General features: G+C 66.4%; 20 protein-coding genes. 4 read left to right on the top strand and 16 right to left on the bottom strand.

Annotation, left to right across the window (positions count from 1 at the left end; all coding sequences use genetic code 11):
• Positions 1-22: 22 nt before the first annotated feature.
• The 8 genes from rseP to rpsB form a co-directional block, all read right to left on the bottom strand.
• Positions 23-1381: an RIP metalloprotease RseP gene (gene rseP, locus AC51BJ_RS18955; protein ID WP_496281263.1), complete on the bottom strand. Its 1359-nt coding sequence runs from the start codon at positions 1379-1381 to the stop codon at positions 23-25.
• Complete coding sequence (ispC, locus tag AC51BJ_RS18950; protein WP_430434054.1) at positions 1378-2538, bottom strand: 1-deoxy-D-xylulose-5-phosphate reductoisomerase; 1161 nt, start codon at positions 2536-2538, stop codon at positions 1378-1380. The genes rseP and ispC overlap by 4 nt, the downstream gene beginning before the upstream one ends.
• A complete protein-coding gene (locus AC51BJ_RS18945; RefSeq protein WP_430434055.1) occupies positions 2538-3374 on the bottom strand; it encodes a phosphatidate cytidylyltransferase in 837 nt (278 codons plus the stop codon). Before AC51BJ_RS18945 ends, ispC begins: the two co-directional genes overlap by 1 nt.
• Complete coding sequence (uppS, locus tag AC51BJ_RS18940; RefSeq protein WP_496281262.1) at positions 3367-4119, bottom strand: polyprenyl diphosphate synthase; 753 nt, start codon at positions 4117-4119, stop codon at positions 3367-3369. The genes AC51BJ_RS18945 and uppS overlap by 8 nt, the downstream gene beginning before the upstream one ends.
• 16 nt (positions 4120-4135) lie before the next feature.
• Entirely contained in the window at positions 4136-4693 is a 558-nt protein-coding gene (frr, locus tag AC51BJ_RS18935; RefSeq protein ID WP_019918207.1) for a ribosome recycling factor, read from the bottom strand.
• A 76-nt stretch (positions 4694-4769) separates the two neighbouring features.
• Positions 4770-5483, bottom strand: a complete 714-nt coding sequence (gene pyrH / locus AC51BJ_RS18930; protein WP_020164761.1) for a UMP kinase — start codon at positions 5481-5483, stop codon at positions 4770-4772.
• 14 nt (positions 5484-5497) lie between these two features.
• On the bottom strand, positions 5498-6400 hold the full coding sequence (tsf, locus tag AC51BJ_RS18925; protein ID WP_304008749.1) for a translation elongation factor Ts: 903 nt from the start codon (positions 6398-6400) through the stop codon (positions 5498-5500).
• A 68-nt stretch (positions 6401-6468) separates the two neighbouring features.
• Positions 6469-7227 (bottom strand): 30S ribosomal protein S2, encoded by a 759-nt coding sequence (gene rpsB / locus AC51BJ_RS18920; protein WP_020164763.1) that lies wholly within the window; start codon positions 7225-7227, stop codon positions 6469-6471.
• 279 nt (positions 7228-7506) lie between these two features.
• On the opposite strand from rpsB, the gene map reads away from it, so the two are divergent.
• The 3 genes from map (at position 7507) to AC51BJ_RS18905 (ending at position 13622) form a co-directional block, all read left to right on the top strand.
• On the top strand, positions 7507-8325 hold the full coding sequence (map, locus tag AC51BJ_RS18915; protein ID WP_019918202.1) for a type I methionyl aminopeptidase: 819 nt from the start codon (positions 7507-7509) through the stop codon (positions 8323-8325).
• A 3-nt stretch (positions 8326-8328) separates the two neighbouring features.
• Complete coding sequence (locus AC51BJ_RS18910) at positions 8329-10911, top strand: [protein-PII] uridylyltransferase (RefSeq protein WP_496281261.1); 2583 nt, start codon at positions 8329-8331, stop codon at positions 10909-10911.
• A gap of 107 nt (positions 10912-11018) precedes the next feature.
• On the top strand, positions 11019-13622 hold the full coding sequence (locus AC51BJ_RS18905; RefSeq protein ID WP_496281260.1) for a bifunctional diguanylate cyclase/phosphodiesterase: 2604 nt from the start codon (positions 11019-11021) through the stop codon (positions 13620-13622).
• Positions 13623-13867: 245 nt separating this feature from the next.
• Here the strand turns inward: AC51BJ_RS18905 and def are convergent, their stop codons facing one another.
• A complete protein-coding gene (def, locus tag AC51BJ_RS18900) occupies positions 13868-14398 on the bottom strand; it encodes a peptide deformylase (RefSeq protein ID WP_496281360.1) in 531 nt (176 codons plus the stop codon).
• Positions 14395-15144: an S-methyl-5'-thioinosine phosphorylase gene (locus tag AC51BJ_RS18895; protein ID WP_496281259.1), complete on the bottom strand. Its 750-nt coding sequence runs from the start codon at positions 15142-15144 to the stop codon at positions 14395-14397. Before AC51BJ_RS18895 ends, def begins: the two co-directional genes overlap by 4 nt.
• A gap of 128 nt (positions 15145-15272) precedes the next feature.
• Between AC51BJ_RS18895 and typA the strand changes: the two genes are divergently transcribed.
• Positions 15273-17087, top strand: a complete 1815-nt coding sequence (typA, locus tag AC51BJ_RS18890; protein ID WP_019918197.1) for a translational GTPase TypA — start codon at positions 15273-15275, stop codon at positions 17085-17087.
• 78 nt (positions 17088-17165) lie between these two features.
• On the opposite strand, the gene AC51BJ_RS18885 is transcribed toward typA, so the two are convergent.
• Genes AC51BJ_RS18885 through smc form a run of 6 tightly spaced genes read right to left on the bottom strand, consistent with a single transcriptional unit; the run spans position 17166 to position 25917 of the window.
• A complete protein-coding gene (locus AC51BJ_RS18885) occupies positions 17166-17690 on the bottom strand; it encodes a 3'-5' exonuclease (RefSeq protein ID WP_430434061.1) in 525 nt (174 codons plus the stop codon).
• 3 nt (positions 17691-17693) lie between these two features.
• The gene (locus AC51BJ_RS18880; protein WP_496281258.1) at positions 17694-18239 is read right to left on the bottom strand and encodes a hypoxanthine-guanine phosphoribosyltransferase; all 546 of its coding nucleotides are present in this window, start codon (positions 18237-18239) and stop codon (positions 17694-17696) included.
• A complete protein-coding gene (galU, locus tag AC51BJ_RS18875; protein ID WP_020164771.1) occupies positions 18236-19138 on the bottom strand; it encodes a UTP--glucose-1-phosphate uridylyltransferase GalU in 903 nt (300 codons plus the stop codon). The genes AC51BJ_RS18880 and galU overlap by 4 nt, the downstream gene beginning before the upstream one ends.
• Positions 19139-19142: 4 nt before the next feature.
• Positions 19143-21212 (bottom strand): NAD-dependent DNA ligase LigA, encoded by a 2070-nt coding sequence (gene ligA, locus AC51BJ_RS18870; protein ID WP_430434064.1) that lies wholly within the window; start codon positions 21210-21212, stop codon positions 19143-19145.
• Positions 21212-22390, bottom strand: coding sequence for a cell division protein ZipA C-terminal FtsZ-binding domain-containing protein (locus tag AC51BJ_RS18865; protein ID WP_496281257.1), 1179 nt, complete (start codon positions 22388-22390; stop codon positions 21212-21214). Before AC51BJ_RS18865 ends, ligA begins: the two co-directional genes overlap by 1 nt.
• 20 nt (positions 22391-22410) lie before the next feature.
• The gene (gene smc, locus AC51BJ_RS18860) at positions 22411-25917 is read right to left on the bottom strand and encodes a chromosome segregation protein SMC (protein WP_496281256.1); all 3507 of its coding nucleotides are present in this window, start codon (positions 25915-25917) and stop codon (positions 22411-22413) included.
• Between the last annotated feature and the right edge of the window lie 279 nt (positions 25918-26196).

Raw genomic sequence — 26196 nt, 5'->3', positions numbered from 1 at the left:
AAGTGGGGAATTCAGTCGGTAGTCAACCGAAAAGGCGATTGATATCGTTGTAGAAGGCGAACGCCATGAGCATCAGCAGGATGGCGAGGCCAACCTGTTGCCCGATTTCCATGACCCGCTCCGGAACCGGACCGCCCTTGAAAAATTCGATCGTATAGTACATCAAGTGCCCACCGTCCAGCAGCGGGATGGGCAGCAGGTTGAGCACGCCCAGACTGATGCTGATCAGCGCGATGAACTTGATGTAGTGGGTCAGCCCCATGGCCGCCGACTGACCCGCGTAGTCGGCGATGGTGACCGGCCCGCTCAGGTTCTTCCACGACAGTTCGCCGGTGATCATGCGGCCGAAGGCCTTGAGGCTGAACAGCGCGGTATCCCAGGTCTGGCCGACCGCCAGCAGCAGTGATTCGCCGACGCCGTGCCGCACTTCGACGAACAGCCGCTCGCGCAGGGTCGGATCGGGTTCTGGGCCGATGCCCAGACGGCCGAAACGCTGCCCGCCCTCCTCCACCGTAGCGACTTCGGCGCGCAGCACAGCCTCGGCGCCGTCGCGCAGCACCACCACATCGACGGTCCGCCCGCCCAGTTCGCGCACCTGCTGCACCATCGCAGCCCAGTCGTCGACCGCCTGCCCGTTGATGGACAGCACGCGGTCGCCCTCGCGTATGCCCGCCTTGTCCGCCGCGCTGCCCTCGCCCACGCTGCCGACCACGGTCGCGACACGCGGCCGGAACGGCAGCAGGCCCACCCGCTCCATGAGCGTTGCGTCGACATCGCTGCCTATACCCGACAGGTCGATACGCCGCGTGTTGATTTCCGCGCGGTCGTTGATCGTTTCCAGCACCAGCGAACGTCCCTCGACCGCTGCGCGCGCGACATGCCAGCGCAGGTCCTGCGCCGACGCGATCGCTTTGCCATCGACGGCACGCACCTGCTCGCCGTCGGTGACGCCGGCCACCGCCGCCGGGGTGCCTGCCGCAGGTGCGGCCAGCAGGGCGCGCGGCTCTTCCATGCCGTAGATGAACAGGCCCCAATAGACGACGATGGCGAGCAGGAAATTGGCGATCGGTCCGGCCGAAACGATGGCGAAACGGCGCCCGACGGTCTGCCGGTTGAAGGCGCGGTGGCGTTCGTGTTCGGCCACTTCGCCTTCGCGCTCGTCCAGCATCTTGACGTAGCCGCCGAGCGGAAACACCGACAAGGCCCACTCGGTCTGGTCCGGTCCGTAACGACGCATCCACAGCGGGCGGCCGAAACCGACAGAGAACCGCAGCACCTTGACGCCGCACAGCCGCGCCACGCTGTAGTGACCCAGTTCGTGCACGGTGATCAGGATGCCCAGCGCCAGCGCGAAGGCGCCCAGATAGAACAGCGGATTCAAGCGCGCGCCCCGATCTGGCGCCGTGCGACCTCGCGTGCTGCCGCATCGGCGGCGAACACTTCGTCGAGCGTGCTCGACGGCTGATCAGGAAGGGTGTCGAGGGTGGCGGCAATCACATCGGCTATGGCACGGAAACCGAGCCGATGTTCCAGGAAGGCGGCAACCGCGACTTCGTTCGCCGCATTGAGCACGGCCGGCGTGCCGGCGCCGGCGCGCAGCGCGTCGAAAGCCAGTTTCAGGCAGGGGAAACGGTCGAGATCCGGGCGCTCGAACACCAGATCGGCTACCGCGGCCAGGTCGAGCACGCCGACGCCGGATTCGATCCGCTCCGGCCAGGCCAGCGCGTGCGCGATCGGTGTGCGCATGTCCGGGTTACCCATCTGCGCCAGCACCGAGCCGTCGACGTACTCGACCATCGAATGCACGATGCTCTGCGGATGGATCACCACGTCGATGCGCTCGGCGGGCGTGTCGAACAGCCAGCGCGCCTCGATCACTTCGAGGCCCTTGTTCATCATGGTGGCCGAATCGACCGAAATCTTGCGCCCCATGTCCCAGTTCGGATGCGCACAGGCCTGCGCCGGCGTCACGGTCGCCAGATCGGCAATCGGCGTGCGGCGGAACGGGCCACCCGACGCGGTAAGCAGAATGCGGCGCACGCCCTCGCGCCCCTTGGCCGGCATGCACTGGAAGACGGCGTTGTGCTCGCTGTCGATGGGCAGCAGCGTCGCGCCGTGGGCAGCCACCTCGCGCATGAACAGGTCGCCGCTCATCACCAGGCTTTCCTTGTTCGCCAGCAGGATGCGCTTGCCGGCGCGCGCCGCCGCCAGCGCCGAGCGCAGGCCGGCGGCGCCGACGATGGCCGCCATCACGGTATCGACCTCGGGCAGCGCAGCAACCATTTCGAGTGCCTCGACGCCGTGCATGACTTCGGTCGGCACGCGACCGGCCAGGCGTTCGCGCAACACGACGGCAGCGTCGGCGTCGGCCACCACGGCGATGCGCGGCGCGAAGGCGATGCACTGTTCGGCCAGCCGGTCGATCTGGCGATGACCGGACAGCGCAACGATTTCGAAACGGTCCGGATGGCGCGCGACGACGTCCAGCGTGCTGACGCCGATCGAGCCGGTCGCGCCCAGTACGGTCAGTCTGCGCATCAGTTCGACGCTCCGGGTATCAGGTTGAGCAGATAGAAGCCTATCAGCGGCAAGGTGGCCGTCAGGCTGTCGACGCGGTCGAGCACGCCACCATGGCCGGGCAGCAGCTGGCTGCTGTCCTTCATGCCGGCCTGACGCTTCATCATCGATTCGAACAGGTCACCGACGATGCTCACCGCCGTCAGCAACAGCAGCATCGCCGCCCAGAACAGCGCCGACGGCGTCTGCGCGCCATCGAACAGTAGCGGCTTGATGGCGAGGCCGTAGAGCTGGACGGCGACCACGGCGCCGGCTGCGCCCTCCCAGGTCTTGCCCGGGCTGATCGACGGTGCCAGCTTGTGCCGGCCAAAGGCCTTGCCGGTGAAATAGGCGGCGATGTCGGCGATCCAGACGACCGCCATCAGCAGCAGCAAAGGCAGCACCCCGATCGCGCGCAGCTGTATCAGTGCCAGTGCTGGCGGCAGCAGGACGAGAACACCGGTCAGCACCAGCCAGGGTTGCGCCGGACGCGCGCCGCGCGACATCCAGAACGGCACCACCAACAGCCAGAACAGGATGGACAGCGCGTGCAGCGCCGACAACGGCGCAACACCATCGGCCACGACGCCCTGCGCATCGAACGCCCAGTGCGCGCAGATGGCGACTACCGCGAAGGTCAGCAGACCCGCTGCGCGCGCGCCGAGCGGCGCAAAACCGATCAGGCGCGCCCACTCCCAGCCGGCGAAACCCAGTATTGCGGCGACCAGCCAGCCCCAAGCGGCCAGATCCATGCCCCACAGTGCAGCCGACAGGCCGGCCAGCAGGACGATGGCCGTCAGTACGCGCTGCTTAAGCATGCTGGCCGGCTGCGGCCGCTGACTGGACCTGTTCGCTGGTTCGGCCGAAGCGACGTTCCCGCTGCTGGTAGGACGTGATCGCCTCGTCTATGGCCGCACCATTGAATTCGGGCCACAGGCTGTCGGTGAAATAGAGTTCGGTGTAGGCCAGTTGCCAGAGCAGGAAATTGCTGATGCGCTGTTCGCCACCGGTGCGGATGAACAGATCGGGCTCGGGCGCGTAGGCCATCGACAGATGTGGCGCCAGTTCCTGTTCGGTGAAGCCGTCACGACGCTCGGGGTGCGCCTTCAGCATGCGCTCGACCGCCTGCAGGATGTCCCACCGGCCACCGTAGTTCGCGGCGATGGTCAGGTTGAGGCCGGTATTGTCTTCGGTCAGCGCCTCGGCACTGCGGATCAGTTCGACCAGACGCGGCTCGAAACGGCCCAGATCACCGACCACGCGCAGACGGATGCCGTTCTCGTGCAGACGGACGACTTCGTCCTCCAGCGCCCGCACGAACAGCTGCATCAGGAAATTGACTTCCTCGGCCGGCCGCCGCCAGTTCTCGGAACTGAAGGCGAACAGCGTCAGATAGCCGACGCCGCGCTCGGCGCAGCGCTTGACCACCGCGCGCACCGCCTCGACACCCTTGCGGTGGCCGGCGACGCGCGGCATGAAACGGCGGCGCGCCCAGCGGCCATTGCCATCCATGATGATGGCGATGTGTCGCGGGACTGCGGACGAGCCGGTGCTGGAAGACAAGATCCGGTGCCTGGCTTCAGACGGCCATCAGGTCTTGCTCTTTTTGCGCCAGTTGCTTGTCGACCTCGGCGATGTAGCGGTCGGTCAGCTTCTGCACGTCGTCCTGCGCGCGGCGCTCGTCGTCCTCGGAAATTTCCTTTTCCTTGACGGCTTCCTTCAGCGCGTTGTTGGCGTCGCGACGCAGATTGCGCACGGCCACGCGCGCGTTCTCCGCTTCACCGCGGACGACCTTGATCAGCTCCTTGCGGCGCTCTTCGGTCAGCGGCGGCATCGGCACACGCACGATATCGCCCATGGCCGAGGGGTTCAGGCCGAGGTCGGAATCGCGGATCGCCTTCTCGACGACCGACAGCATCTTCTTTTCCCACGGCTGCACGCCGATCGCACGCGCGTCGATCAGCGTCACGTTGGCGACCTGCGACAGCGGCACCAGCGAGCCGTAGTAATCGACCTGGATGTGATCGAGGATGCCGGTGTGCGCGCGACCGGTGCGCACCTTGCCGAAGTCGGTCTTGAGCGACTCCAGCGTCTTCTGCATCTTCTGTTCGGTGGTTTTCTTCAACTCGGGGATCATGACGTCGCCTCTTGTTGGAAGGGACGGCCGCGTCAGGGCGACCGCTGAAACAAAGGGGCCGGCGGCCCCTGCACCACTATATATGGACCAGCGTGCCTTCGTCTTCGCCCATCACGACACGCTTGAGCGCGCCCGCCTTGAAGATGCTGAACACCTTGATCGGCAGCTGCTGGTCGCGGCACAGCGCGAGCGCGGTGGCGTCCATCACCTTCAGGTCGCGACTGATGGCCTCGTCGAAGCTGATGCGGTCGTAGCGCGTGGCGCTCTTGTCCTTCATCGGATCGGCGCTGTAGACGCCATCGACCTTGGTCGCCTTCAGCACGATTTCGGCTTCGATCTCGCGACCGCGCAGCGCAGCTGCGGTGTCGGTGGTGAAGAAGGGGTTGCCGGTGCCAGCGGCAAAGATGACGACCTTGCCCTCTTCGAGGTAGCGGATCGCCTTGCCGCGGATATAGAACTCGACCACGGGCTCGATGCTGAGCGCCGACTGCACGCGCGCGGCAACACCGGCCTGACGCATCGCGTCGCCCAGCGCCAGCGCGTTCATCACGGTGGCCAGCATGCCCATGTAGTCGGCGGTGGCGCGGTCCATACCGGCCGCGCCGCCCGCCACGCCGCGGAAGATGTTGCCTCCGCCGATCACGACGCCCACTTCCACGCCCAAGGCGCGGATCTCGGCAACTTCAGCGACGATGCGTGCAAGCATGTCGCGGCTGATGCCGTAGTCGTCGTCGCCCATGAGGGCTTCGCCCGACAGCTTCAGAAGGATGCGGCGATAGGCAACAGTCATGCAGGCTCCCGGGCTCAGGCCTTGGCGGCCGCTGCTGCGGCAGCCTGGGCGGCGACTTCTGCTGCGAAGTCGGTGGTCTTCTTCTCGATGCCTTCGCCGACCACGTACAGCGTGAAGGAGGCAATCTTCGCCGACTTCGCCTTCAGCAGCTGTTCGATGGTCTGCTTGCCGTCCTCGGCCTTGACGAAGACCTGACCCAGCAGGGTGACTTCCTTCAGGTACTTCTGCACCGAGCCTTCGGCGATCTTGGCGATCATCTCTTCCGGCTTGCCGGCTTCGCGCGCCTTCTCGATCGCGACGCGACGTTCGGCTTCGATCAGGTCGGCCGACACGCCGGTGGAATCCAGCGACTTCGGCTTCGACGCGGCGATGTGCATCGCCAGGTCCTTTGCCATCGCGTCGTCACCGCCGACGACATCGACCAGCACGCCGATCTTCGAGCCGCCATGAACGTAGCTGGCGACCTTGCCTTCGGCCTGCACGCGCACGAAGCGACGGATCGACATGTTCTCGCCGATCTTGCCAACCAGTGCGGCGCGGGTCGATTCGACCGTGCCTTCGCCGAACGGCAGTGCCGACAGCGCGGCCACGTCGGCCGGATTGTTGTCGGCGACCAGCTTGGCAGCGCCATTGACCAGCGCCAGGAAGTCGTCGTTCTTGGCCACGAAGTCGGTTTCGCAGTTCACTTCGACCATCGCGGCAGTCTTGCCGTCGGCCGACAGGAACAGACCCACCACACCCTCGGCGGTCACGCGGGCGGCAGCCTTGCTCGCCTTGTTGCCCAGCTTCACGCGGAGGATTTCTTCGGCCTTCGCCAAGTCGCCGCCCGCTTCGGTCAGCGCCTTCTTGCATTCCATCATCGGAGCGTCGGTCTTTTCGCGCAGCTCCTTGACCATACCTGCGGTGATTTCCGCCATGCTCATTCCTGCCTATAAATACGAATCGGTAAAACAATCGCGGGCGCCTGGGCGCCCGCGGCAATCGATCAGGCCTGGGCTTCGCCTTCGCCTTCGACCTCGACGAACTCGTCGTCGGACTTGAGCTGCGCCACCAGGTCCTGGGCGGCGCTGTTACGGCCTTCCAGGATCGCGTCGGCGACGCCGGACGCGTACAGGCGGATCGCGCGGCTCGAGTCGTCATTGCCCGGAATGACGTAATCGACGCCCAGCGGCGAGTGGTTGGTATCGACCACGGCCACGACCGGGATGCCCAGCTTGTTGGCTTCGGTGATGGCGATCTTGTGGTAACCGACGTCGATCACGAAAAGCGCGTCCGGCAAGCCGCCCATGTCCTTGATGCCGCCGATGCTCTTCTGCAGTTTGACCAGCTCGCGCTGCAGCACCAGGGCTTCCTTCTTCGGCATGCGTTCCATCGAACCGTCTTCGACCATGGCTTCCAGGTCCTTCAGGCGCTTGACCGACAGCTTCAGCGTCTTGAAGTTGGTCAGCATGCCGCCGAGCCAGCGCTCATCGACGTAGGGCACGCCGGCGCGCTGCGCCTCTTCGGCCACGATTTCGCGCGCCTGGCGCTTGGTGCCGACCATCAGGATGGTGCCCTTGTTGGCGGACATGCGGCGGATGAAGGCCATCGCGTCGTTGTACTTGGCGACGGTCTTTTCCAGGTTGATGATGTGGATCTTGTTGCGATGGCCGAAAATGAAGGGGGCCATCTTGGGGTTCCAGAAGCGGGTCTGGTGTCCGAAATGGACACCCGCCTCCAGCATTTCGCGCATGGATACGGACATTCGAGATTACTCCGAACAGGGTTTGACCTCCGCCCGGCCGTGTTCGCAGCCAGTGTTCCGGCTGCGCACCCTATCGGTTCAGTCACCGTATACATATGCGGCGACACCGGGCGTGTGGATTTGCCTGACGCACCCGCCATCGGGTACTGAAATCAGACAGCCTGCGATTCTAGCAGCCGCAATGCAACAAACTCAAGTCGGGCGGATGACAGCAGTTTGCCGCCCGGAACCGCTTCCGCTAACCTGCTGTCCCTCGGAACACCCTTACAGAGCCTTTTCATGAGCGTCACCATCAAGACAGCGGAAGAAATCGAGAGCATGCGCGTCGCGTGCAGACTGGCGTCGGAAGTGCTCGACTACATCGAGCCCCACGTGCAGCCGGGCGTCACCACGGCCGAACTCGACCGCCTGTGCCACGAATACATGGTGAACGTGCAGCAGACCATCCCGGCGCCGCTCAATTACGCACCGCCCGGCTACAGCCCCTACCCGAAGTCGATCTGCACCTCGGTGAACCACGTCGTATGCCACGGCGTGCCGGCCGACCGGGCACTGAAGAAGGGCGACATCGTCAATCTGGACATCACCGTCATCAAGGACGGCTTCCACGGCGACACCAGCCGCATGTTCATCGTCGGCGGCGAGACGACCAAGCAGGCTGCACGCCTCTGCCTGATCACCTACGAATGCCTGTGGCTGGGCATTTCGAAGGTGAAGCCGGGCGCCCGCCTGGGCGACATCGGCCACGCCATCCAGCGCCACGCCGAGAACAACGGCTTTTCCGTCGTGCGCGAATTCTGCGGTCACGGCATCGGCCGGAAATTCCACGAGGAGCCGCAGGTGCTGCACTACGGCAAGCCGGGCACCGGCATGGAACTGAAGGAAGGCATGATCTTCACCATCGAGCCGATGATCAACGCCGGTCGCGCCGCCGTGTCGGAACTGCCGGACGGCTGGACCATCGTCACCCGCGACCGCAGTCTGTCCGCGCAATGGGAACATACGGTGCTGGTCACCGCCGACGGCTACGAGGTGCTGACCGTGTCGGCCGGCAGCCCGCCGCCGGCGCTGAGCGGCGACACCGCCCGGGCCGCCTGAGCGGTGAACGGTCCGGCCGATTCCGACGCGCTGCGCCAGCTCGCCGGCGCACTGCGCAGCGAACTGGCGGCCAGCCAGCTCGAATTCCGCACCCGTTTCGAACAGGACGGCAACAGCAGCCGCATGCTCGCGGCGCGCGCCCGCGCCGTCGACAACGCGCTGCGCCGCCTGTGGGCAGCGGTCGGCCTGCCGCGCACCGCGGCGCTGATCGCGGTCGGCGGTTACGGCCGCGGCGAGCTGTATCCGGCGTCAGACGTCGATGTGCTCTTCCTGACGCCAAGCGAGGTGTCGGCTGACATCGAGGCCAAGCTCGAACATCTGGTCGGACTGCTGTGGGACATCGGCCTGGACATCGGGCACAGCGTGCGTTCGGTCGCACAGTGCGTCGACGAAGCCTCGCGCGACATCACGGTCGAAACCACGCTGCTCGAAGCACGCCTGCTCGCCGGCTCGCGCAAGCTGTTCCGCGAACTGAGTGACACGCTGGAAGCGCAGCGCGACCCCGGCGCCTTCTTCAAGGCCAAGCGGCTGGAGCAGGACGAACGCCATCAGCGCTACCAGGAAACGCCCTACAGCCTCGAACCGAACTGCAAGGAAAGCCCGGGCGGTCTGCGTGACCTGCAGGTAATCCAGTGGATCGCGCGTGCGAGCAAGCTGGGCGCAAGCTGGGCCGAACTGGCCGCCCGCGGCCTGATCACCACCGAGGAAGCGCGCCAGCTGGCGCGTGTCGAACGCTTCATGCGCGACACCCGGGTACGGCTGCACCTGATCGCGCGTCGCCGTGAAGATCGCCTGATCTTCGATCACCAGGAGGCAATGGCCGCCGCCTTCGGTCTGGCCGCGACGCCGACGCGGCGCGCTTCAGAAGTGTTCATGCAGCGCTACTACCGCAGCGCCAAGACCATCACCCAGCTCAACACCATTCTGCTGCAGAACATTTCTGCCGCGCTGTTCCCGGCCGACGAGTCGGCCGTGTTGCCGATCAATGCGCGTTTCCAGTCCAGCCGCGAACTGCTGGACGTGGTCGATGAGCAGGTTTTCGAGCGCGAGCCGAGTGCGCTGCTCGAATGCTTCACGCTGCTGCAGCGGCACAGTGAACTGAAGGGCATGACTGCGCGTACGCTGCGCGGCCTGTGGCGCGCGCGCCGGATGATCGACGCGAAATTCCGCCGCGACCCGAAGAACCGCGCCCTCTTCCTGTCGCTGTTCCAGCAGACGCGCGGTCTGGTGCATGAAATCCGCCGGATGAACCAGTACGGCATCCTCGGCCGCTACCTGCCCGCCTTCGGCCGCATCGTCGGCCAGATGCAGCACGACCTGTTTCACGTCTACACGGTCGACCAGCACATCCTGCAGGTGATGCGCAACGTACGCCGCTTCACCATGTCGGAACACGCGCACGAATACCCGCTGCTGTCGCGCCTGATTACCGGCTTCGAGCGGCGCTGGCTGCTCTACCTGTCGGCGCTGTTCCACGACATCGCCAAGGGCCGCGGCGGCGACCACTCGCAACTGGGCATGCGCGACGCACGTCTGTTCTGCCGCCAGCACGATCTGAGCCCCGTCGACACCGATCTGGTCGTCTTCCTGGTCGAGCACCACCTGTCGATGTCCTCGGTGGCGCAGAAGCAGGACCTGTCCGACCCGGACGTGATCCGCGACTTCGCGCGCGTGGTGAAGAGCGAACGTCGCCTGACCGCGCTCTACATCCTGACCCACGCCGACATCCGCGGCACCAGTCCCAAGGTGTGGAATGCCTGGCGCGGCAAGCTGCTGGAAGACCTCTACTTCTCGACCCTGCGCGTGCTGCAGGGTGAAGGCGCCCACGCACCCGGCAGCGGTGACCGGCAGGAGGAAGCGCGCAGTCTGCTGCGCTACTTCGGACTGCGCGAGGGCGTGGAGCAGGCTTTCTGGTCACGCCTGGACACCGTGTACTTCATGCGCCACGACCCGGACGAAATCGCCTGGCACACGCGCATGCTGTATTTCCAGGTCGATGCCACGGTGCCGGTCGTCAAGGCGCGGCCGAACCAGGTCGGCGACGGCCTGCAGGTGATGGTGTATGCGCCGGACCAGCTCGACCTGTTCGTGCGTCTGTGCGGCTTTTTCGGCCGGCTGGGCTACAGCATCGCCGACGCCAAGATCCACACCACGACCGACGGCCATGCGCTCGACAGCTTCGTGCTGCTCGACCCGAACGGCCACCTCAATTCGCGCGACATGATCGCGCTGATCGAGACCGGACTGGTCGAGCGCCTGCAGGCGCAACTTCCAGCCGAACAGCCGATCGCCGGACGGCTGTCGCGCGAGGTGAAGCATTTCCCGATCACGCCGGAAATCGTCATCAAGCCGGACGAACGCAAGCAGCACCACATCATGCACGTCACCGCGGCCGACCGTCCCGGCCTGCTCTACTCGGTGGCGCGCGTGCTGGCGGCGCATGCGATCCGCCTGCACACCGCCAAGATCACGACGCTGGGCGAGCGCGCCGAGGACGTGTTCCTGATCTCGGGCGATGAACTGGACAACAGCACGACCCTGATCCGTCTGGAGCAGGAACTGCTGGACGAACTGGCCGTTTCCTGAGCACGGTATGACGGGCGCGACGCAGTGCTCGCTGCGCCGCGCAGGTTTCCGGACATACTGTCGATGCCGACGCACCCGGGCATCCCCGACGAGGACGGAACCCTGCCTTGAGCCTGACCCGCGACGAACCCGCATTCACGATGACCGACCGCGCGCGACCACTGATCGTTGCGCTGGTAGCGCTGCTGGCGGGTCTGGCACTGACCGCCTACATCGCAGGCAACGAGGCGGCGGAACTGCATCAGCGCGAGCGCAGCGCCGTGACAGCGCAGGCCGGACAGGTGCGGGCGCGGCTGGAGAGCGAGGTCAACAGCGCCGCCCACCTGTCGCTCGGCCTGGTCAGTTTCATCGCCGCCAATCCCGACTTCGACCGCGCCTCCTTCGATCGCGTCGCCGAACGTATGCTGGCCTACGGCCGCCATCTGCGGAACATTTCGGTGGCGCCGGACAACGTGGTGCGTGAGGTCTATCCACTCGCCGGCAACGAACGCGCAATCGGTCTGAGCTATCTCGATACGCCGTCGCAACGTGACGCGGTGGTGCAGATGATGAAGTCCCGTCGCTTCGTACTCGCCGGCCCGCTCGAACTGGTACAGGGCGGCGTCGGCCTGATCAACCGGTTTCCGGTCTATCTTCCGACGCGAAACGGACAGCCCGAACGTTACTGGGGCCTGGTTGCCGTCGTGCTGCGCTTCGATTCACTGCTCGAAGCCAGCGGTCTCGTCCCTGAGCGCGGCGACCTGCGTTACGCGCTGCGCGGTCGCGACGGGCTGGGTGCGGCAGGTGAGGTCTTCCATGGCGACGCGGCGCTGTTCGACCAGACACCGGTGCTGGTCGACGTCGTGCTACCCGACAACGCACGCTGGCAACTGGCCGCCGTTCCCGCTGGCGGCTGGCAGAGCGGATATGGCAGCGCGCGCGTGCTCGGCATCTGGGGGGCCGGCGCCGCCGTGTCGCTGGCCATTGCCGCCCTGCTCTATCTGCGACAGCTGCAGTTGCGCCGGCTGCAGATGCGCGACGCCGAACTGTCGCTCGCAGCCAGCGTGATCGACAGTCTGAACGAAGCCATCATGGTCACCGATGCACGCGGACGCGTCGTCACCGTGAATCCTGCATTCAGCGCGCTGACGGGCGTAGCGAGCAGCGCCGCCTGCGGTCGCCCCGCGTCAGCGGTGGTGAGCTGTCCGTACAGCGAGGAATCGCGCAACGAATTCGCCGAGCAGCTCGAACGCGACGGCTACTGGCGTGGCGAACTCGACGACCGGCGCGCCAGCGGCGAAAGCTATCCGAAGTCGCTCAGCATCTATCCGGTGCGCGAACCGGGTGGCCGCATCGCTCACTACGTGCATTCCTTTGCCGACATCAGCGAGCGCAGGGAGGCGGAAAGGAAGATCCACCACCTCGCGCACCACGACATGCTGACCGGTCTGCCCAACCGCCTGTCGCTGCAGCTGCGCATGGAACAGGTGATGGCGCACGCGCGCCGACACAGCACGCTGTTTGCGGTGCTGATGATAGACATGGACCACTTCAAGGACATCAACGACACGTTGGGCCATCACGTCGGTGACGCGCTGCTGGTCGAGGTCGGCAAGCGCCTGCTGCGCTGCGTGCGGCAGAGCGACGTCGTGGCACGCCTCGGTGGCGACGAGTTCGTCGTCCTGGTGACCGACATGGTGACCACGCTGACCGCCGCTGCCGTAGCCGAGAAGATCGTCGGCGCCCTGTCCGCGCCCTACGCGGTCGAGGCCTACCAGCTGCATTCGACGCCCAGCGTCGGCATCGGCGTGTTTCCGAACGACGGCGAAACGGTCGATGACCTGCTGCGCAATGTCGACAGCGCGATGTATCACGCCAAGGCTGCCGGCCGGAATAACTACCAGTTCTTCAACGACAGCATGTCGGCCAACGCCAGCGAACGGCTGACGCTGCAGAGCAGCCTGCACCAGGCGATTGCCAAGCGGCAGTTCGTGTTGCACTACCAGCCGCAGATCGAAACCGGTAGCGGTCGGCTGATGGGGGTCGAAGTGCTGGTGCGCTGGGAGCACCCGGAGCGCGGTCTGGTGCCGCCGAACAAGTTCATTCCGATTGCCGAGGAAAGCGATCTCATCATCCGCCTCGGCGAATGGATACTGCAGGAAGCCTGTCGCCAACTCAGTGTCTGGCGCGCCATGGGCCTGCAGATGCGGATCGCCGTCAACCTGTCGGCGCGACAGCTGCGCTCGAAGAATCTGCTGCGGCAGGTGAAGGACGTGGTGCTGAAGTACGACCTGAAGCCGGGCGACCTTGAACTGGAAATCACCGAGAGTGTCGCCATGGAGGACGCCGACAATACGCTGCGCATGCTGGCGCAGTTGCGCGAACTGGGCCTCGAACTGGCGATCGACGACTTCGGCACCGGCTATTCGTCGCTGAGCCACCTGAAGCTCATGCCCTTGCAGCGGCTGAAGATCGATCGTTCCTTCGTCAAGGACATCGAGAACGATCCGGACGACGCCGCCATCTGCGCCGCGACCATCAGCCTGGCGCACAACCTCGGCCTGACGGTGATCGCCGAAGGCGTGGAAACCGACGCGCAGTACGCCTTCCTCGGCAACCTGGGCTGTGAATGCGTCCAGGGCTTCCTGTTCAGCAAACCGCTGCCGGCACCCGAACTGGAAGCCTGGATCGCGGCGCGCGCAGCGGGGACACGAGCCGCGAGCGGCATCTAGGCAAGGACCATCCGACGGCGACTTCTGCCTTCGAATGGCCGGTGGTTGCTGATCGCCGGCCCCGTCGGGGTCAGAAGGCTCCTCCCACAGAACCTCGGCCCCGGTTCCGACCGTGGGTCGAGCGCATCGCCTGCGGGAGCGGCCTTGACCGCGACGCAGCGGTGGCCATCCACAGACTTCGATGCCGGCTTGTGCCGGGGCGAGAAGGCCCTGGGTTCTCGGTAGCAGCGCCCGCTCAGACGCCGTCAGTCGTCTCCATCCTCGGCGCCCGGGAACAGCACGTCGGTGTAGCCGAAGCGGCTGAAGTCACGCACCCGCATCGGGTAGAGGATGCCGTCCAGGTGATCGCATTCGTGCTGCACGACGCGCGCGTGGAAACCCTCGGCTTCGCGTGAGATCGGCTTGCCCGCCGGATCGAAGCCGCTGTAGTGCAGCCGGCTGTAACGCGGCACGACGCCACGGAGGCCTGGCACGGACAGACAGCCCTCCCAGCCCTCCTCCATGTCGTGGCCGAGCGGCGTCAGCACCGGATTGACCAGCACGGTGAAAGGCACGACCGGCGCGTCCGGATAGCGCACGGACGGCGAGCCGCCGAAGATGACGACGCGCAGGTCGACGCCGATCTGCGGCGCCGCGAGGCCGGCGCCGTTGGCCGCCTGCATGGTGTCCATCAGGTCGGTCACCAGTGCGTCGAGCTCCGCCGTGTCGAAACGCTCGACCGGCCGCGAAACGCGCAGCAGGCGCGGGTCACCCATGCGCAGGATGTCACGGATCACGGGCACGCCCCTTCCTGGCACAAGCGCTCGAGCAGGTGGCGCACGCGCATCATCGCCTCCTGCAGCATGGCTTCGATGGCCGACATCTGGATGCCGTGCGCGGAATCGCCACGACCGGCCGCGTGATTCACCACCACATTGAGCGCCGCGTAAGCCAGACCGGCCTCGCGCGCCAGCACCGCCTCCGGCATGCCGGTCATGCCGACGACGTCGGCGCCGTCGCGCTCGAAGCGGTTGATCTCGGCCGCGGTTTCGAGACGCGGTCCCTGGGTGGCTGCATAGACGGCGCCGTCGATCACCGCCTCGCCGGCCAGCGCCGCGGCGGCGAGTAGCCGCGCACGCAGGGCACTGTCGTAGGGTTCGGTGAAATCGACATGCTTCACCTGTCCGTCGTGGCCGTCGAAAAAGGTCGAATGGCGGCCCCAGGTGTAGTCGATGATCTGATCCGGCACGACCAGGCTGCCCGGCGCCAGGTCGGGGCGGATGCCGCCGACCGACGCCACCGACACGACCTTGTCCACGCCGACGCTCTTCAGCGCCGAGATGTTCGCGCGGTAATTGACGCGATGCGGCGGAATCGTGTGGCCGTAGCCATGGCGGGCGATGAACACCAGTTCGTGGCCACCGAGACGGCCGAAGGTGAGCGGACCGGACGGTTCGCCGTAAGGGGTACGCACGACCTCGCGCCGCGTGACGTCGAGGTTGGCAAGCTGGGTCAGCCCGCTTCCGCCAATGATGGCCAGCATCGTTCCGCAACTCCTGATTGGATGACCGGCGAGTCTAGCAGCCGGAACGCCCTCCGTCCGGGCACCTGACGTCTTGCGAACTTGGCGTGCTAAACTCGCGTGTTTATCTTTTGCGCCGCACCATTCCCATGTCCCGCTCCATACGCAACATCGCCATCATCGCGCACGTCGATCATGGCAAGACCACGCTGGTTGACCAGCTGCTGCGCCAATCCGGCACCTTCGCATCGCACCAGCAGGTGTCCGAGCGGGTCATGGATTCCGGCGATATCGAAAAAGAACGCGGCATCACGATTCTCGCCAAGAACTGCGCAATCGAATACGAAGGCACGCACATCAACATCGTCGACACCCCGGGCCACGCCGACTTCGGCGGCGAGGTCGAGCGCGTGCTGTCGATGGTCGATTCCGTGCTGCTGCTGGTCGACGCCGTCGAAGGCCCGATGCCGCAGACCCGCTTCGTCACCCGCAAGGCGCTGGCCCTCGGCCTGAAGCCCATCGTCGTGGTGAACAAGATCGACCGCCCAGGCGCCCGTCCGGACTGGGTGATCAACCACACCTTCGATCTGTTCGACAAGCTGGGCGCCACCGACGAACAGCTGGATTTCCCGGTCGTGTTCGCCTCGGCGCTGAACGGCTTCGCGATGCTGGACGCCGACAAGCCGGGCACCGACATGCGCCCGCTGTTCGAAACCATCCTGAAGCACGTGCCGCAGCCGGAAGTCGATGAAGACGCCCCGCTGCAGCTGCAGATCTGTTCGCTCGACTACTCGACCTACATCGGTCAGCTCGGCATCGGCCGCATCAAGCGTGGCCGCATCAAGCCGAACCAGGAAGTCGTCGTCTATTACGGCGACGAAAGCCGCGGCAAGGCCAAGGTCGGCCAGGTGCTCACCTTCAAGGGTCTGGACCGCACGCAGGCCGAATCGGCCAGCGCCGGCGACATCGTGCTGGTGTCCGGCATCGAGCAGGTCGGCATCGGCGTCACCATCTGTGACCCGGATTCGCCCGAGCCGATGAAGCCGATCGCGGTCGACGAGCCGACGCTGACCATGAACTTCATGGTGAACGCCTCGCCGCTGGCCGGTCGCGAAGGCAAGTTCGTCACCAGCCGCCAGATCCGCGAGCGCCTGGAAAAGGAACTGCTGAAGAACGTGGCGCTGCGCGTCGAGTACACCGACGACTCCGACGTGTTCCTGGTGTCGGGCCGCGGCGAACTGCACCTGACCATCCTGCTGGAAAACATGCGCCGCGAAGGCTACGAACTGGCGGTCGGCCGCCCGCGCGTGGTGTTCAAGGAAATTGACGGCGTGAAGTGCGAGCCGTACGAAATGCTGACCGTCGACGTCGAAGAAACCCATCAGGGCGGCGTGATGGAAGAACTGGGCCGTCGCCGCGGTGAAATGCAGGACATGCAGCCGGACGGCAAGGGCCGTGTGCGTATCGAGTACCGCATTCCGGCGCGTGGCCTGATCGGTTTCCAGGGCGAGTTCCTGACGCTGACCCGCGGCACCGGTCTGGCCAGCCACGTGTTCGACGACTACGGCCCGATGGCCGGCGCCATGTCGGAACGTCGCAACGGCGTGCTCATTTCGCAGAACGACGGCGAGGCGGTCGCCTACGCGCTGTGGAACCTGCAGGACCGTGGCCGCATGTTCGTCAATCCGGGCGATGTGCTGTACGAAGGCATGATCATCGGCATCCACTCACGCGACAACGATCTGGTGGTGAACCCGATCAAGGGCAAGCAGCTCACCAACGTGCGCGCCTCGGGTACCGACGAAGCCGTGCGCCTGATTCCGCCGATCGCGCTGACGCTGGAATCGGCGATCGAATTCATCGCCGACGACGAACTGGTCGAAATCACGCCGAAGAACATCCGCCTGCGTAAGCGTCACCTGAAGGAACACGAGCGCAAGCGCGCTTCGCGCGACGAAGCCTGATATCCGGGCAGCATCGAATGAAATGAAAAGAGCGCCCAAGGGCGCTCTTTTCATGTGTGCCTCAACCAGAGACCGGCTTCAGGTGCGGCGTTCGATCGCCGCCTGCGCGCGCAGCCGGGCGTAGGTGGTCTGCAGCACGCGCGCATCGTTGCTGGCGCGATGGCGTGTGGTGTGCAGCTCTTCCGCCACTGCCTGCTTGACCCCATGCCAGCGCGCCGCCTGGTCCTCGTTCAGCAGTTCGCGCAGGCTGCGCAGACGAAAGCGCGGCACGCGGTCCGCTTCGTCGTAGAGGCGCGACAGCCAGGCGTAATCGTTACCCCAGGCGTCGCTATAGACCTCGCGCCCGCGCAGCGCCTCGTCGAGCCGGCATACGACTTCCTCGACCGGCAGGCCGTGCTGCATCAGCACGTCGCGCGTGATGTGGTGGATGGACTCGGCGCTGGCATCCCAGTGCCGCCATCCGTCCGGCGGACGCACCAGACAGCATAGCGTGCGCCCGTCCGGCAGCACGCAGCCCACCTCTATCGGATAGCTGCCGGCACCGAAGCCGGACGCCTCGATGTCGAGGAAGACCGGCAGCGCATCGGTTCCGGCGTCCGTCACGCCCTACTCCTTCAGCGCGTAAATGGCCGGCAGATTGCGCCACGCACCGCGCACATCCATGCCGTAGCCGAACACGTAGCGGTTGGGCAGTTCCAGCCCGGTAAAGTCGGCGGTGATCGGCTTGGCGCGACCGATCTGCTTGTCCGAGAAGACGGCGGTCAGACAGCGCGTCGCGCCCTTGGACAGGATGTGCTGGCGGATCGCCGCCAGCGTGATGCCCTCGTCGAGGATGTCGTCGAGCACGAGCACGGTGCGGCCGACCAGCTGCGTGCGCGGCTCGTTGATCCAGCGCAGTTCGCCGCCCGAGGTCTCGTCGCCATAGCGGGTGACGTGCAGATAGTCGAAGTCGAGCGGAAACGCGAGTTTCGGCAACAGGTTGCCGGTGAATACGACGGCGCCGCCCATCACCGACAGCAGCAACGGATAACTGTCGCCGACCGCCGCCGTGATCTCCCGCGCGACCCGATCGACCGCCGCCTCGACTTCGGCGGCGGAGCAGATCAGGTCGGCACCTTCAAGCAGCGCCTGCGCGTCGGCCAGACGACTCACGCTGCGTCGGCTTCGCGCGAAATCTCTTCGCGCGACACTTCCTGCGCGTCCATCCAGGCGGTGAACGCTGCGCCGACTTCCGGATGCTTGCGCGCCAGTGCGACGGTCGCCTGCAGATAGCCCAGCTTGGAGCCGCAGTCGTAGCGCGTGCCCTTGAACGGATAGGCCAGCACCGCCTCTTCCTTCAGCAATGCGGCGATCGCGTCAGTCAGCTGCAGTTCGCCGCCGGCGCCCGGCGTGATCGCGCGCAGGTGATCGAAAATGCGCGGCGTCAGCACGTAACGGCCGACCACGGCCAGCGTAGACGGCGCCACTTCGGGCTTCGGCTTCTCGACGATGCCGGTCACGCCGTACAGGCCGCCGACGTCGGCGTCGGTGCTGACGATGCCGTAGCTGCCGGTCTGGCTGCGCGGCACCTGCTGCACGCCGAGGATGGAGCGGCCGAAGCGGTCGAAAATGTCGGTCATCTGCTTCAGGATGGGCGGCTCGCCGTCGATCAGGTCGTCGGCCAGCAGTACGGCGAACGGCTCGTCACCGACGACCGGTGCGGCGCACAGCACCGCGTGGCCCAGGCCAAGCGGCTCGGACTGACGGATGTAGATGCAGTTCACGTGCTTGGGCACCGTGTTGCACAGCGCCAGCAGGTCGTGTTTCTTCTTCATTTCGAGCTCGTGTTCGAGCTCGTAGGCCTTGTCGAAGTGGTCGGCGATCGAACGCTTGGTGCGACCGGTGATGAAGATGAGGTCGGTGCAGCCGGCGGCCACGGCTTCTTCGACGGCGTACTGGATCAGCGGCTTGTCGACCACCGGCAGCATTTCCTTCGGGTTGGCCTTGGTGGCGGGCAGGAAACGGCTGCCCAGACCGGCGACGGGAAATACAGCTTTGCGTACGGATTTCATCGTTCTAAGGCTCCCTTTTCTCGAGCATCGACATGAGCCCGGATTCATCGAGAATATTAATGCCCAGTTCTTGCGCTTTTGTGAGCTTGGAACCGGCGTCCGTGCCAGCCACCACGAAATCGGTCTTTTTGGACACGCTGCCGGCCACTTTCGCGCCCGCAGACTCAAGCAAGTCCTTGGCCTGATCGCGCGAAAGCGTGGGCAGCGTGCCGGTGAGCACCACCGTCTTGCCGACCAGAGGACCGCTCGCCACCTGTGCTTCGCCCTCTTCCCAGACGATGCCGCAGGCGCGCAGCTGCTCGACCACCTCGCGGTTGTGCGGCTGCGCGAAGAAAGTGTGGATGCTGGCCGCGACCACCGGACCGACGTCAGGCACCTGGGCCAGTTCCTCGACCGAAGCGTCCATGATGCGGTCCATGCTGCCGAGGTGACGCGCCAGATCCTTGGCGGTCGCCTCGCCGACGTGGCGGATGCCCAGACCGAACAGGAAGCGCCCCAGCGTAGTGCGCTTGGACTGTTCCAGTGCGGTCACCAGGTTCTCCGCCGACTTCACCGCCATGCGATCCAGTTCGGCCAGCTTGAGCACGCCCAGCCGGTAGAGGTCAGGCAGGCTGCGGATCAGTCCGCCATCCACCAATTGCTCGACCAGCTTGTCACCCAATCCTTCGATGTCCATCGCGCGACGCTGCGCGAAATGCAGCAGCGCCTGCTTGCGCTGCGCCGAACAGTACAGCCCGCCGGTGCAGCGATGATCGACCTCGCCTTCTTCACGCACCACGTCCGAACCGCAGACCGGACAGTGGCTGGGCATGGAGAATGCACGCGCGTCCGCCGGCCGTCTGTCCGACAGCACCGACACGACCTCGGGTATGACATCGCCGGCGCGGCGCACGATGACGGTGTCGCCGACATGCACGTCCTTGCGGCGGATTTCCGATTCGTTGTGCAGCGTCGCATTGGTCACCGTGACGCCGCCGACGAACACCGGCGCCAGCCGCGCCACCGGCGTGAGCTTGCCGGTGCGGCCGACCTGCACCTCGATGTCCTGCACCGTGGTCAGCGCTTCCTGCGCCGGGTACTTGTGCGCCACCGCCCAGCGTGGCTCGCGGGTGACGAAACCCATGCGCTGCTGCAGGGCCAGGCTGTTCACTTTGTAGACCACGCCGTCGATGTCGAAGGGCAATGTGGGCCGCGCCTCGGCGATGCGCGCATGGAATGCGGCCAGCGCCTCGCCGCCGTTGCACACCGCGCGGTGCTCGCTGACCGGCAGGCCGAAGGCGGACAGCGCGTCGAGCACACCGGCGTGGGTGTCGGGCAGCGTCCAGCCGCGCACTTCGCCGAGGCCGTATGCATAGAAGGACAAAGGCCTCTTCGCCGCGATCGCCGGGTCGAGCTGGCGGATGCTGCCGGCCGCACCATTGCGCGGGTTCACCAGCGTCTTCTCGCCCGCTTCGATGGCGCGCGCGTTGAAGGCGTCGAAGTCGTCGCGCCGCATGTACACCTCGCCGCGCACTTCCAGCACCTCGGGCAGGCCGGGTGCGTCGAACAGCGAGGATTGTCCCTTCGCAGGAAGCGGCGTCAGCGCGAGCGGCACGTCGCGGATGGTGCGTACGTTCTGCGTCACGTCCTCGCCGGTTTCGCCGTCGCCGCGGGTGGCGGCGAGCACCAGCACGCCGTTCTCGTAGCGCAGATTGATGGCGAGACCGTCGAACTTCAGTTCGGCGGCATATTCGACCGGTGGCGCCTCCTCGGTCAGTCCAAGTTCTCGCCGCACGCGGGCGTCGAAGTTCAGCGCACCGCTGGCCTCGGTATCGGTTTCGGTGCGGATCGACAGCATGGGCACGACGTGTCGCACCGGCGCGAAGCTGTCGAGCGGCTTGCCGCCGACCCGCTGCGTCGGCGAATCGGCTGTGCGCAGCGCCGGGTACTCGGCTTCCAGCGCCTGCAGTTCGCGAAACAGGCGGTCGTATTCCGCGTCCGGGATCTCCGGTGCGTCGAGTTCGTAGTAGAGGCGGTCGTGACGGGCGATCTGCGCGCGCAGCTCGGCCGCGCGCGCAAGGACAGCCGCATCCATCAGCTGAACAGGCGGCGCGCCGACGCGCTGCCCGGGGCGACGCCGAACTGCGTCATGCGGGTCTGGAACTCGGCGATCTTGCTGCGGATCACGCCGAGCGAAGCAGGCGACAGCGGTTGCCGGTTGTCATCGACCACGCGTGCGCCGAGCGCGTGCGCGAACTGCTCGGCCATCGTGACCATGCGGTCGAAATTGCGCGCGCCGTCGGCGACCGTGGGCACGTCGAGCAGCAGTGTCACGCCCGGCGTCTGCAGGTTCTTCATCGTTTCGGCGATGAATTCGGCGGCGTCGAGATTGCCCAGCGTGTAGATCGTCGCGCCGGCATCGTCGCGCGCACGGAACAGACCGTTTTCCAGTGCGAAGCCCTGCGCTTCGGCCAGACCCCGCAGCTTGGTGCCAGAAATCGAGTGTTCACCGGCCACCAGGTTGAGGCCGATCTGCACGTCGACCGACGCGGCGAAGCTGTCGAGCTCACGCGCACGGGTGAGCAGATCTCGTGCGTCGGGGAAATGCACGACGGCAAGGAAGCGGTCGGCGACCGCCTGCAGCGCGTGCGCCAGCGCCGACAGCGAGGCCTCGCTGAGCGGACCGCGGCGATCGGCGAGCTGCACCGCCATTTCGATGCGCGACAGATTGCCGGCGGTCTCCGGCGTCAGCTCCAGCCAGCGGCCGGCCTGTTCGTCGCGGCCGCGAAGGCGCAGGCCGGTGTCGACCTGGCGCGTCAGCTCGCTCCAGGCGCGCTGGAACTCGGTCGCCGCAATCGGCGCTTCCAGTTCGACGACGATGACTTCCTCAACCTTGGCATCGGCCCACGCCGGCGCTGCGTCATCAGCCGGCGCCGCCCTGAGCACCGGCTCGCGCTGCGGGGCAAGCTGCACGGTGTCGTCGACCGCGGCGCTCATCCGCTCGTCGATCGGCAGATCGATCGCCGGCCCAACCGGTGTGTCGCTCGCGAGGTCGTTGCCGAGATCGCTGCCCAGGTCGAAATCCAGCGTCGGTTCGACGCGGCGCGACGGCTGGTGCAGGGGATCGATCAGCACGTCGGGCTGAGCGTCGCCGAGCGCGCGTTCGGCGGTGCGGCGGTGGCGCCGCTCCTGCCAAAGGTTGTAGCCGATCACGGCACCGACACCGACCACGCCGAGCGCGATCAGCCCCATCTGCAGTTCAGTCAGTTGCATGAATCCGTATCCCTTTTTGTTCAGACGCTGAGCGCTTCGTCGCGCAGTTTCAGCGCCGCTTCCATATCGACCTCGACCACGCGCGAACACCCGCGCTCCTGCATGGTGACGCCAACCAGCTGTTGCGCCATTTCCATCGTGATCTTGTTATGACTGATGAACACGAACTGCGTCGAAGCGGACATGCGCTTCACCATTTCGCAGAAGCGTTCGGTATTCGTGTCGTCCAGCGGTGCATCGACTTCGTCCAGCATGCAGAACGGTGCCGGATTGAGCTGGAAGAAGGCAAACACCAGCGCCGTCGCGGTCAGCGCCTTCTCACCACCGGACAGCAGCTGGATCGACGCGTTGCGCTTGCCCGGCGGCTGCGCGAACACCTGCAGCCCCGCATCGAGGATCTCGTCGCCGGTCATGACCAGTCGGGCCTCACCGCCGCCGAACAGTTCCGGGAAGATGCGGCCGAACTCGGTATTGACGCGATCATACGTCTCCTTGAGCAGGGCGCGCGTGTCGCGGTCCATGCGGCGGATGGCGTCTTCCAGCGTGGCGATGGCGTCGCGCAGATCGGTCGACTGCGCGTCGAGATAACCCTTGCGCTCATTCGCCTGCGCCAGTTCTTCCAGCGCGGCGAGGTTCACCGCGCCGAGTGCCGCGATTTCCCGCGTCAGGCGGCTGATTTCGGCCGTCAGTGCGCCCTCGCGCACCTTCTCCGCTTCGCCTTCGGCCAGCAGCGCATCGAGCCGCCCTTCCGGCAGTTCGATCTCGCCCAGGCGCTGCGCGTACTGTTCGGCATTCAGCGCCGCTGCCTGCTGCTTCAGCTTCAGCTCGGCCAGCCGCTCGCGCGCCGGCGCCAGCAGGTGTTCGGTATTGGCGCGCTGCGCTTCCAGCTCACGCAGCTGGGCGGCCAGCACTTCCTGCGCGTCGCGGCAGGTGGCCAGCACCTGCTCGCGCGCCCGGCGGTTGTCCAGCACCTGCTGCAGCCGGCTGTCTATGCTGCCCTCGTCGATCTGCGCGAATTCGTCGCTGCGCAGCGCGCGCTCCAGTTCGGCGTTTTCGAGCTGGGTTTTCGCCATCGCGAGGTTGTTCGCCAGATCGGTCAGACGGCTGGCGCACTCGCGCTGCGAGAAGTTCGCCTCCTGCAGTTCGCGCGCCGCCGCCTGATCGGCGAAGCGCGCCTCGCGCAGCTGGCTGTCGGCGTTCTTCTGCGCCTCGGTCGCGGCATCGAGTCGCATGCGCTGCACCTCGATCAATTCGCGCGCGCGCTCGATTTCGGCGTCGGCGCGTTCAAGGTGCGCGCGCTCGGTCTGCTCGGCCTGGTCGACTTCGGCGCGGTCGCGCGCCAGCGCCGCTTTCTGCTCGTCGAAGCGCGACACCGCCTGCGCCAGCTTGATCTGTTCGACCTGCGCGCTGTGCGCAGCCTGGGTCAGCGACTGCTGTTCGCGCCGCGCCGCCGCCTGTTCCTCGTGCGCACCGGCCAACGCTGCCTCGGCTTCGCGCAGCGCCTCGCGCGATTCGGCGAGCTGGGCGTCGGCGAGCTCGATCTCCTCAGCAAGGCGTTCGATGTCGCGCGCACGTTCGAGCACGCCGTGCGTGCGCGCATCCGGCGCATACAGCGTCAGCGACGCGCCCTGCGCGACGCGGCCTTCACGATCGACGCGCAGGCCGCTGGCGGTGAAATCCAGCGACTCGACGGCGGCGACCGGGCCCAGCCACAGGTCGAGCAGTGCGTCCCAGCGCGCGTCGTGGGCGCGCACGCGGTGGCGCAGGCTGTCGGCGCCGACGTCCGCGCGCACATCGCTACCGGGCAGTGCGAGCGTCAGGTTCTGCGGTGCGGCGCCGGCCGCGCAGGCAGAGGCCAGCGTATCGGCAGACGCTGCCTCGAGCGCGCCCAGCCGCTCACGCAGCACCGCCTCGACCGCCAGTTCCCAGCCGGCATCGACCTGCAGCGACTGCCACAGCGGCTTCGCGTCCTGCAGGCCGAGCGCGGCCAGCCAGGGAGCGAGCTTGCCGTCGGTCTGCGTCTTGCGCTGCAGTTCGACCAGCGCGTCGCGACGGGCGCGGGTTTCGGTCAGCGTCCGCGTGGCGGCGCGCTCGGCGTCCTGCGCGTTGCGCACCTGCGCCTGCAACTGCGGCACCGCGTTCTGCGCCGCCTGCAGACGCTGCTGCGCCGCCTCCTGCGCCATCTGCAGCGATTCGAGCTTGTCCTGCGCCAGCGCCAGCGCCTCGCGATCGGGCTCGATCAGCTGCGCCTCGTCGTGCGCGATGCGCTCGCGCCGGCCAGCCAGTGAATTGAGCGTGCGGCCCGCGTTGGCGCGGTGGGTTTCCTCGACCTTGAGCTGCTGCTCGACCGCCGCAAGTTCGCGCCGCGCCAGATTGGCCTGCTGCTCCGCTTCCTGGAAGGCGGCTTCCGCTTCGGGCAGCAGCGCGCTGGTCGTTTCGTGGCGCGCTTCCGCCTGTTCGATGCGGTGCGCCGCGTGCTCGGCCAGTTCGGTCCAGCGGCCGGTATCGGTTTCGATGCTTTCGATGCGCGCACGCCAGTTCGCGACCTCGGCTTCGAGCTGGGCGATGCGCGCTTCCAGCTTGTGCCGGTTCTCCGCCGCGCGCTTCAGGTCGTCTTCGAGCCGGCTGGCTTCTGCATTGGCGGTCAGCAATTCGGCCTGTGCCGCATGCACCGCTTCGGAACTGGCGAAATGTTCGGTGCGGATGCGCTCCAGCGCCGCCTCGTGGTGGCGCAGCGCCGCGGTTTCGCGCTCGATGTCGTTCTCGATGCGGCCTGCTTCCAGCGTCAGCGCGTCGGCCTCGGCGGCGGCCGAGCGCTGCTTCATCGCCCACAGCAGCGCCTGTCGTTCGGACAACCGGCGGTTCATGTCGGTGTAGCGGGCGGCGATCTCGGCCTGCTTCTGCAGTCGTTCGATACGCGTGCCCAGTTCGCCGACGATGTCGTCCAGCCGCACCAGGTTGTCGCGCGCATCGTCGAGCCGGCCCTGGGTTTCCTTGCGCCGCTCGCGGTATTTGGTGATGCCCGCCGCTTCTTCGAGGAAGGCGCGCAGCTCTTCCGGCCGCGCCTCGATGATGCGGGTGATCATGCCCTGCTCGATGATGGCGTAGGCGCGCGGCCCGAGGCCGGTGCCGAGGAACACGTCGATCACGTCGCGCCGGCGCACGCGGGTGTTGTTGATGAAGTAGTCCGACTGGCCGTCGCGTTCCAGCACGCGCTTGACCGCGATTTCGGCGTACTGCGACCACTGTCCGGCCGCCCTGCCCTGCGCGTTGTCGAACACCAGTTCGACGCTGGCCCGCCCCACCGGCTTGCGCGTACCCGAGCCATTGAAGATGACGTCGGTCATCGCGTCGCCGCGCAAGGCGGACGCGCGCGACTCGCCGAGCACCCAGCGCACCGCGTCGATGATGTTGGATTTGCCGCAGCCGTTCGGCCCCACCACGCCGACCAGCTGGCCGGGCATCTGTATGGTGGTCGGGTCGACGAAGGTCTTGAAACCGGCGAGTTTGAGCTTGGACAGTCGCACGGGTCGGCGGCGGGAGGGGCAGAGTCGGGCAGATGAGGCCGGGAATGGCCGAATTGGCACGAATGATAGCATCGCCCCCCGCTCCCCGGCTTTGACCGCGTGGGCACGCCCGAGCGGCAAACGCCATGCCGCGCACATCGCTAGGTGTGAAGCTTCAATAGGTTGTTTCGGGTGTTCACCCGGAGAAGTTCTGAGAGACTGGAAATCGCCAAACCCCCAAGCTCTCTCGAACAGGATTCCGGATGAACACCCACAAGAATGCCCGATTGACCTACCTTC

Source organism: Methyloversatilis sp. S146-33, from assembly GCF_059552495.1.
Note: the sequence above shows the minus strand (reverse complement) of the source record. Positions and strands in the feature narration are given on the sequence as shown.

Bases quoted from the DNA above. Each gene is read 5' to 3' on its own strand.
- ispC (WP_430434054.1), bottom strand. From the start codon at position 2,538: ATGCGCAGACTGACCGTACTGGGCGCGACCGGCTCGATCGGCGTCAGC.
- AC51BJ_RS18945 (WP_430434055.1), bottom strand. From the start codon at position 3,374: ATGCTTAAGCAGCGCGTACTGACGGCCATCGTCCTGCTGGCCGGCCTG.
- frr (WP_019918207.1), bottom strand. From the start codon at position 4,693: ATGATCCCCGAGTTGAAGAAAACCACCGAACAGAAGATGCAGAAGACG.
- pyrH (WP_020164761.1), bottom strand. From the start codon at position 5,483: ATGACTGTTGCCTATCGCCGCATCCTTCTGAAGCTGTCGGGCGAAGCC.
- tsf (WP_304008749.1), bottom strand. From the start codon at position 6,400: ATGGCGGAAATCACCGCAGGTATGGTCAAGGAGCTGCGCGAAAAGACC.
- rpsB (WP_020164763.1), bottom strand. From the start codon at position 7,227: ATGTCCGTATCCATGCGCGAAATGCTGGAGGCGGGTGTCCATTTCGGA.
- map (WP_019918202.1), top strand. From the start codon at position 7,507: ATGAGCGTCACCATCAAGACAGCGGAAGAAATCGAGAGCATGCGCGTC.
- AC51BJ_RS18895 (WP_496281259.1), bottom strand. From the start codon at position 15,144: ATGCTGGCCATCATTGGCGGAAGCGGGCTGACCCAGCTTGCCAACCTC.
- typA (WP_019918197.1), top strand. From the start codon at position 15,273: ATGTCCCGCTCCATACGCAACATCGCCATCATCGCGCACGTCGATCAT.
- galU (WP_020164771.1), bottom strand. From the start codon at position 19,138: ATGAAATCCGTACGCAAAGCTGTATTTCCCGTCGCCGGTCTGGGCAGC.
- ligA (WP_430434064.1), bottom strand. From the start codon at position 21,212: ATGGATGCGGCTGTCCTTGCGCGCGCGGCCGAGCTGCGCGCGCAGATC.
- AC51BJ_RS18865 (WP_496281257.1), bottom strand. From the start codon at position 22,390: ATGCAACTGACTGAACTGCAGATGGGGCTGATCGCGCTCGGCGTGGTC.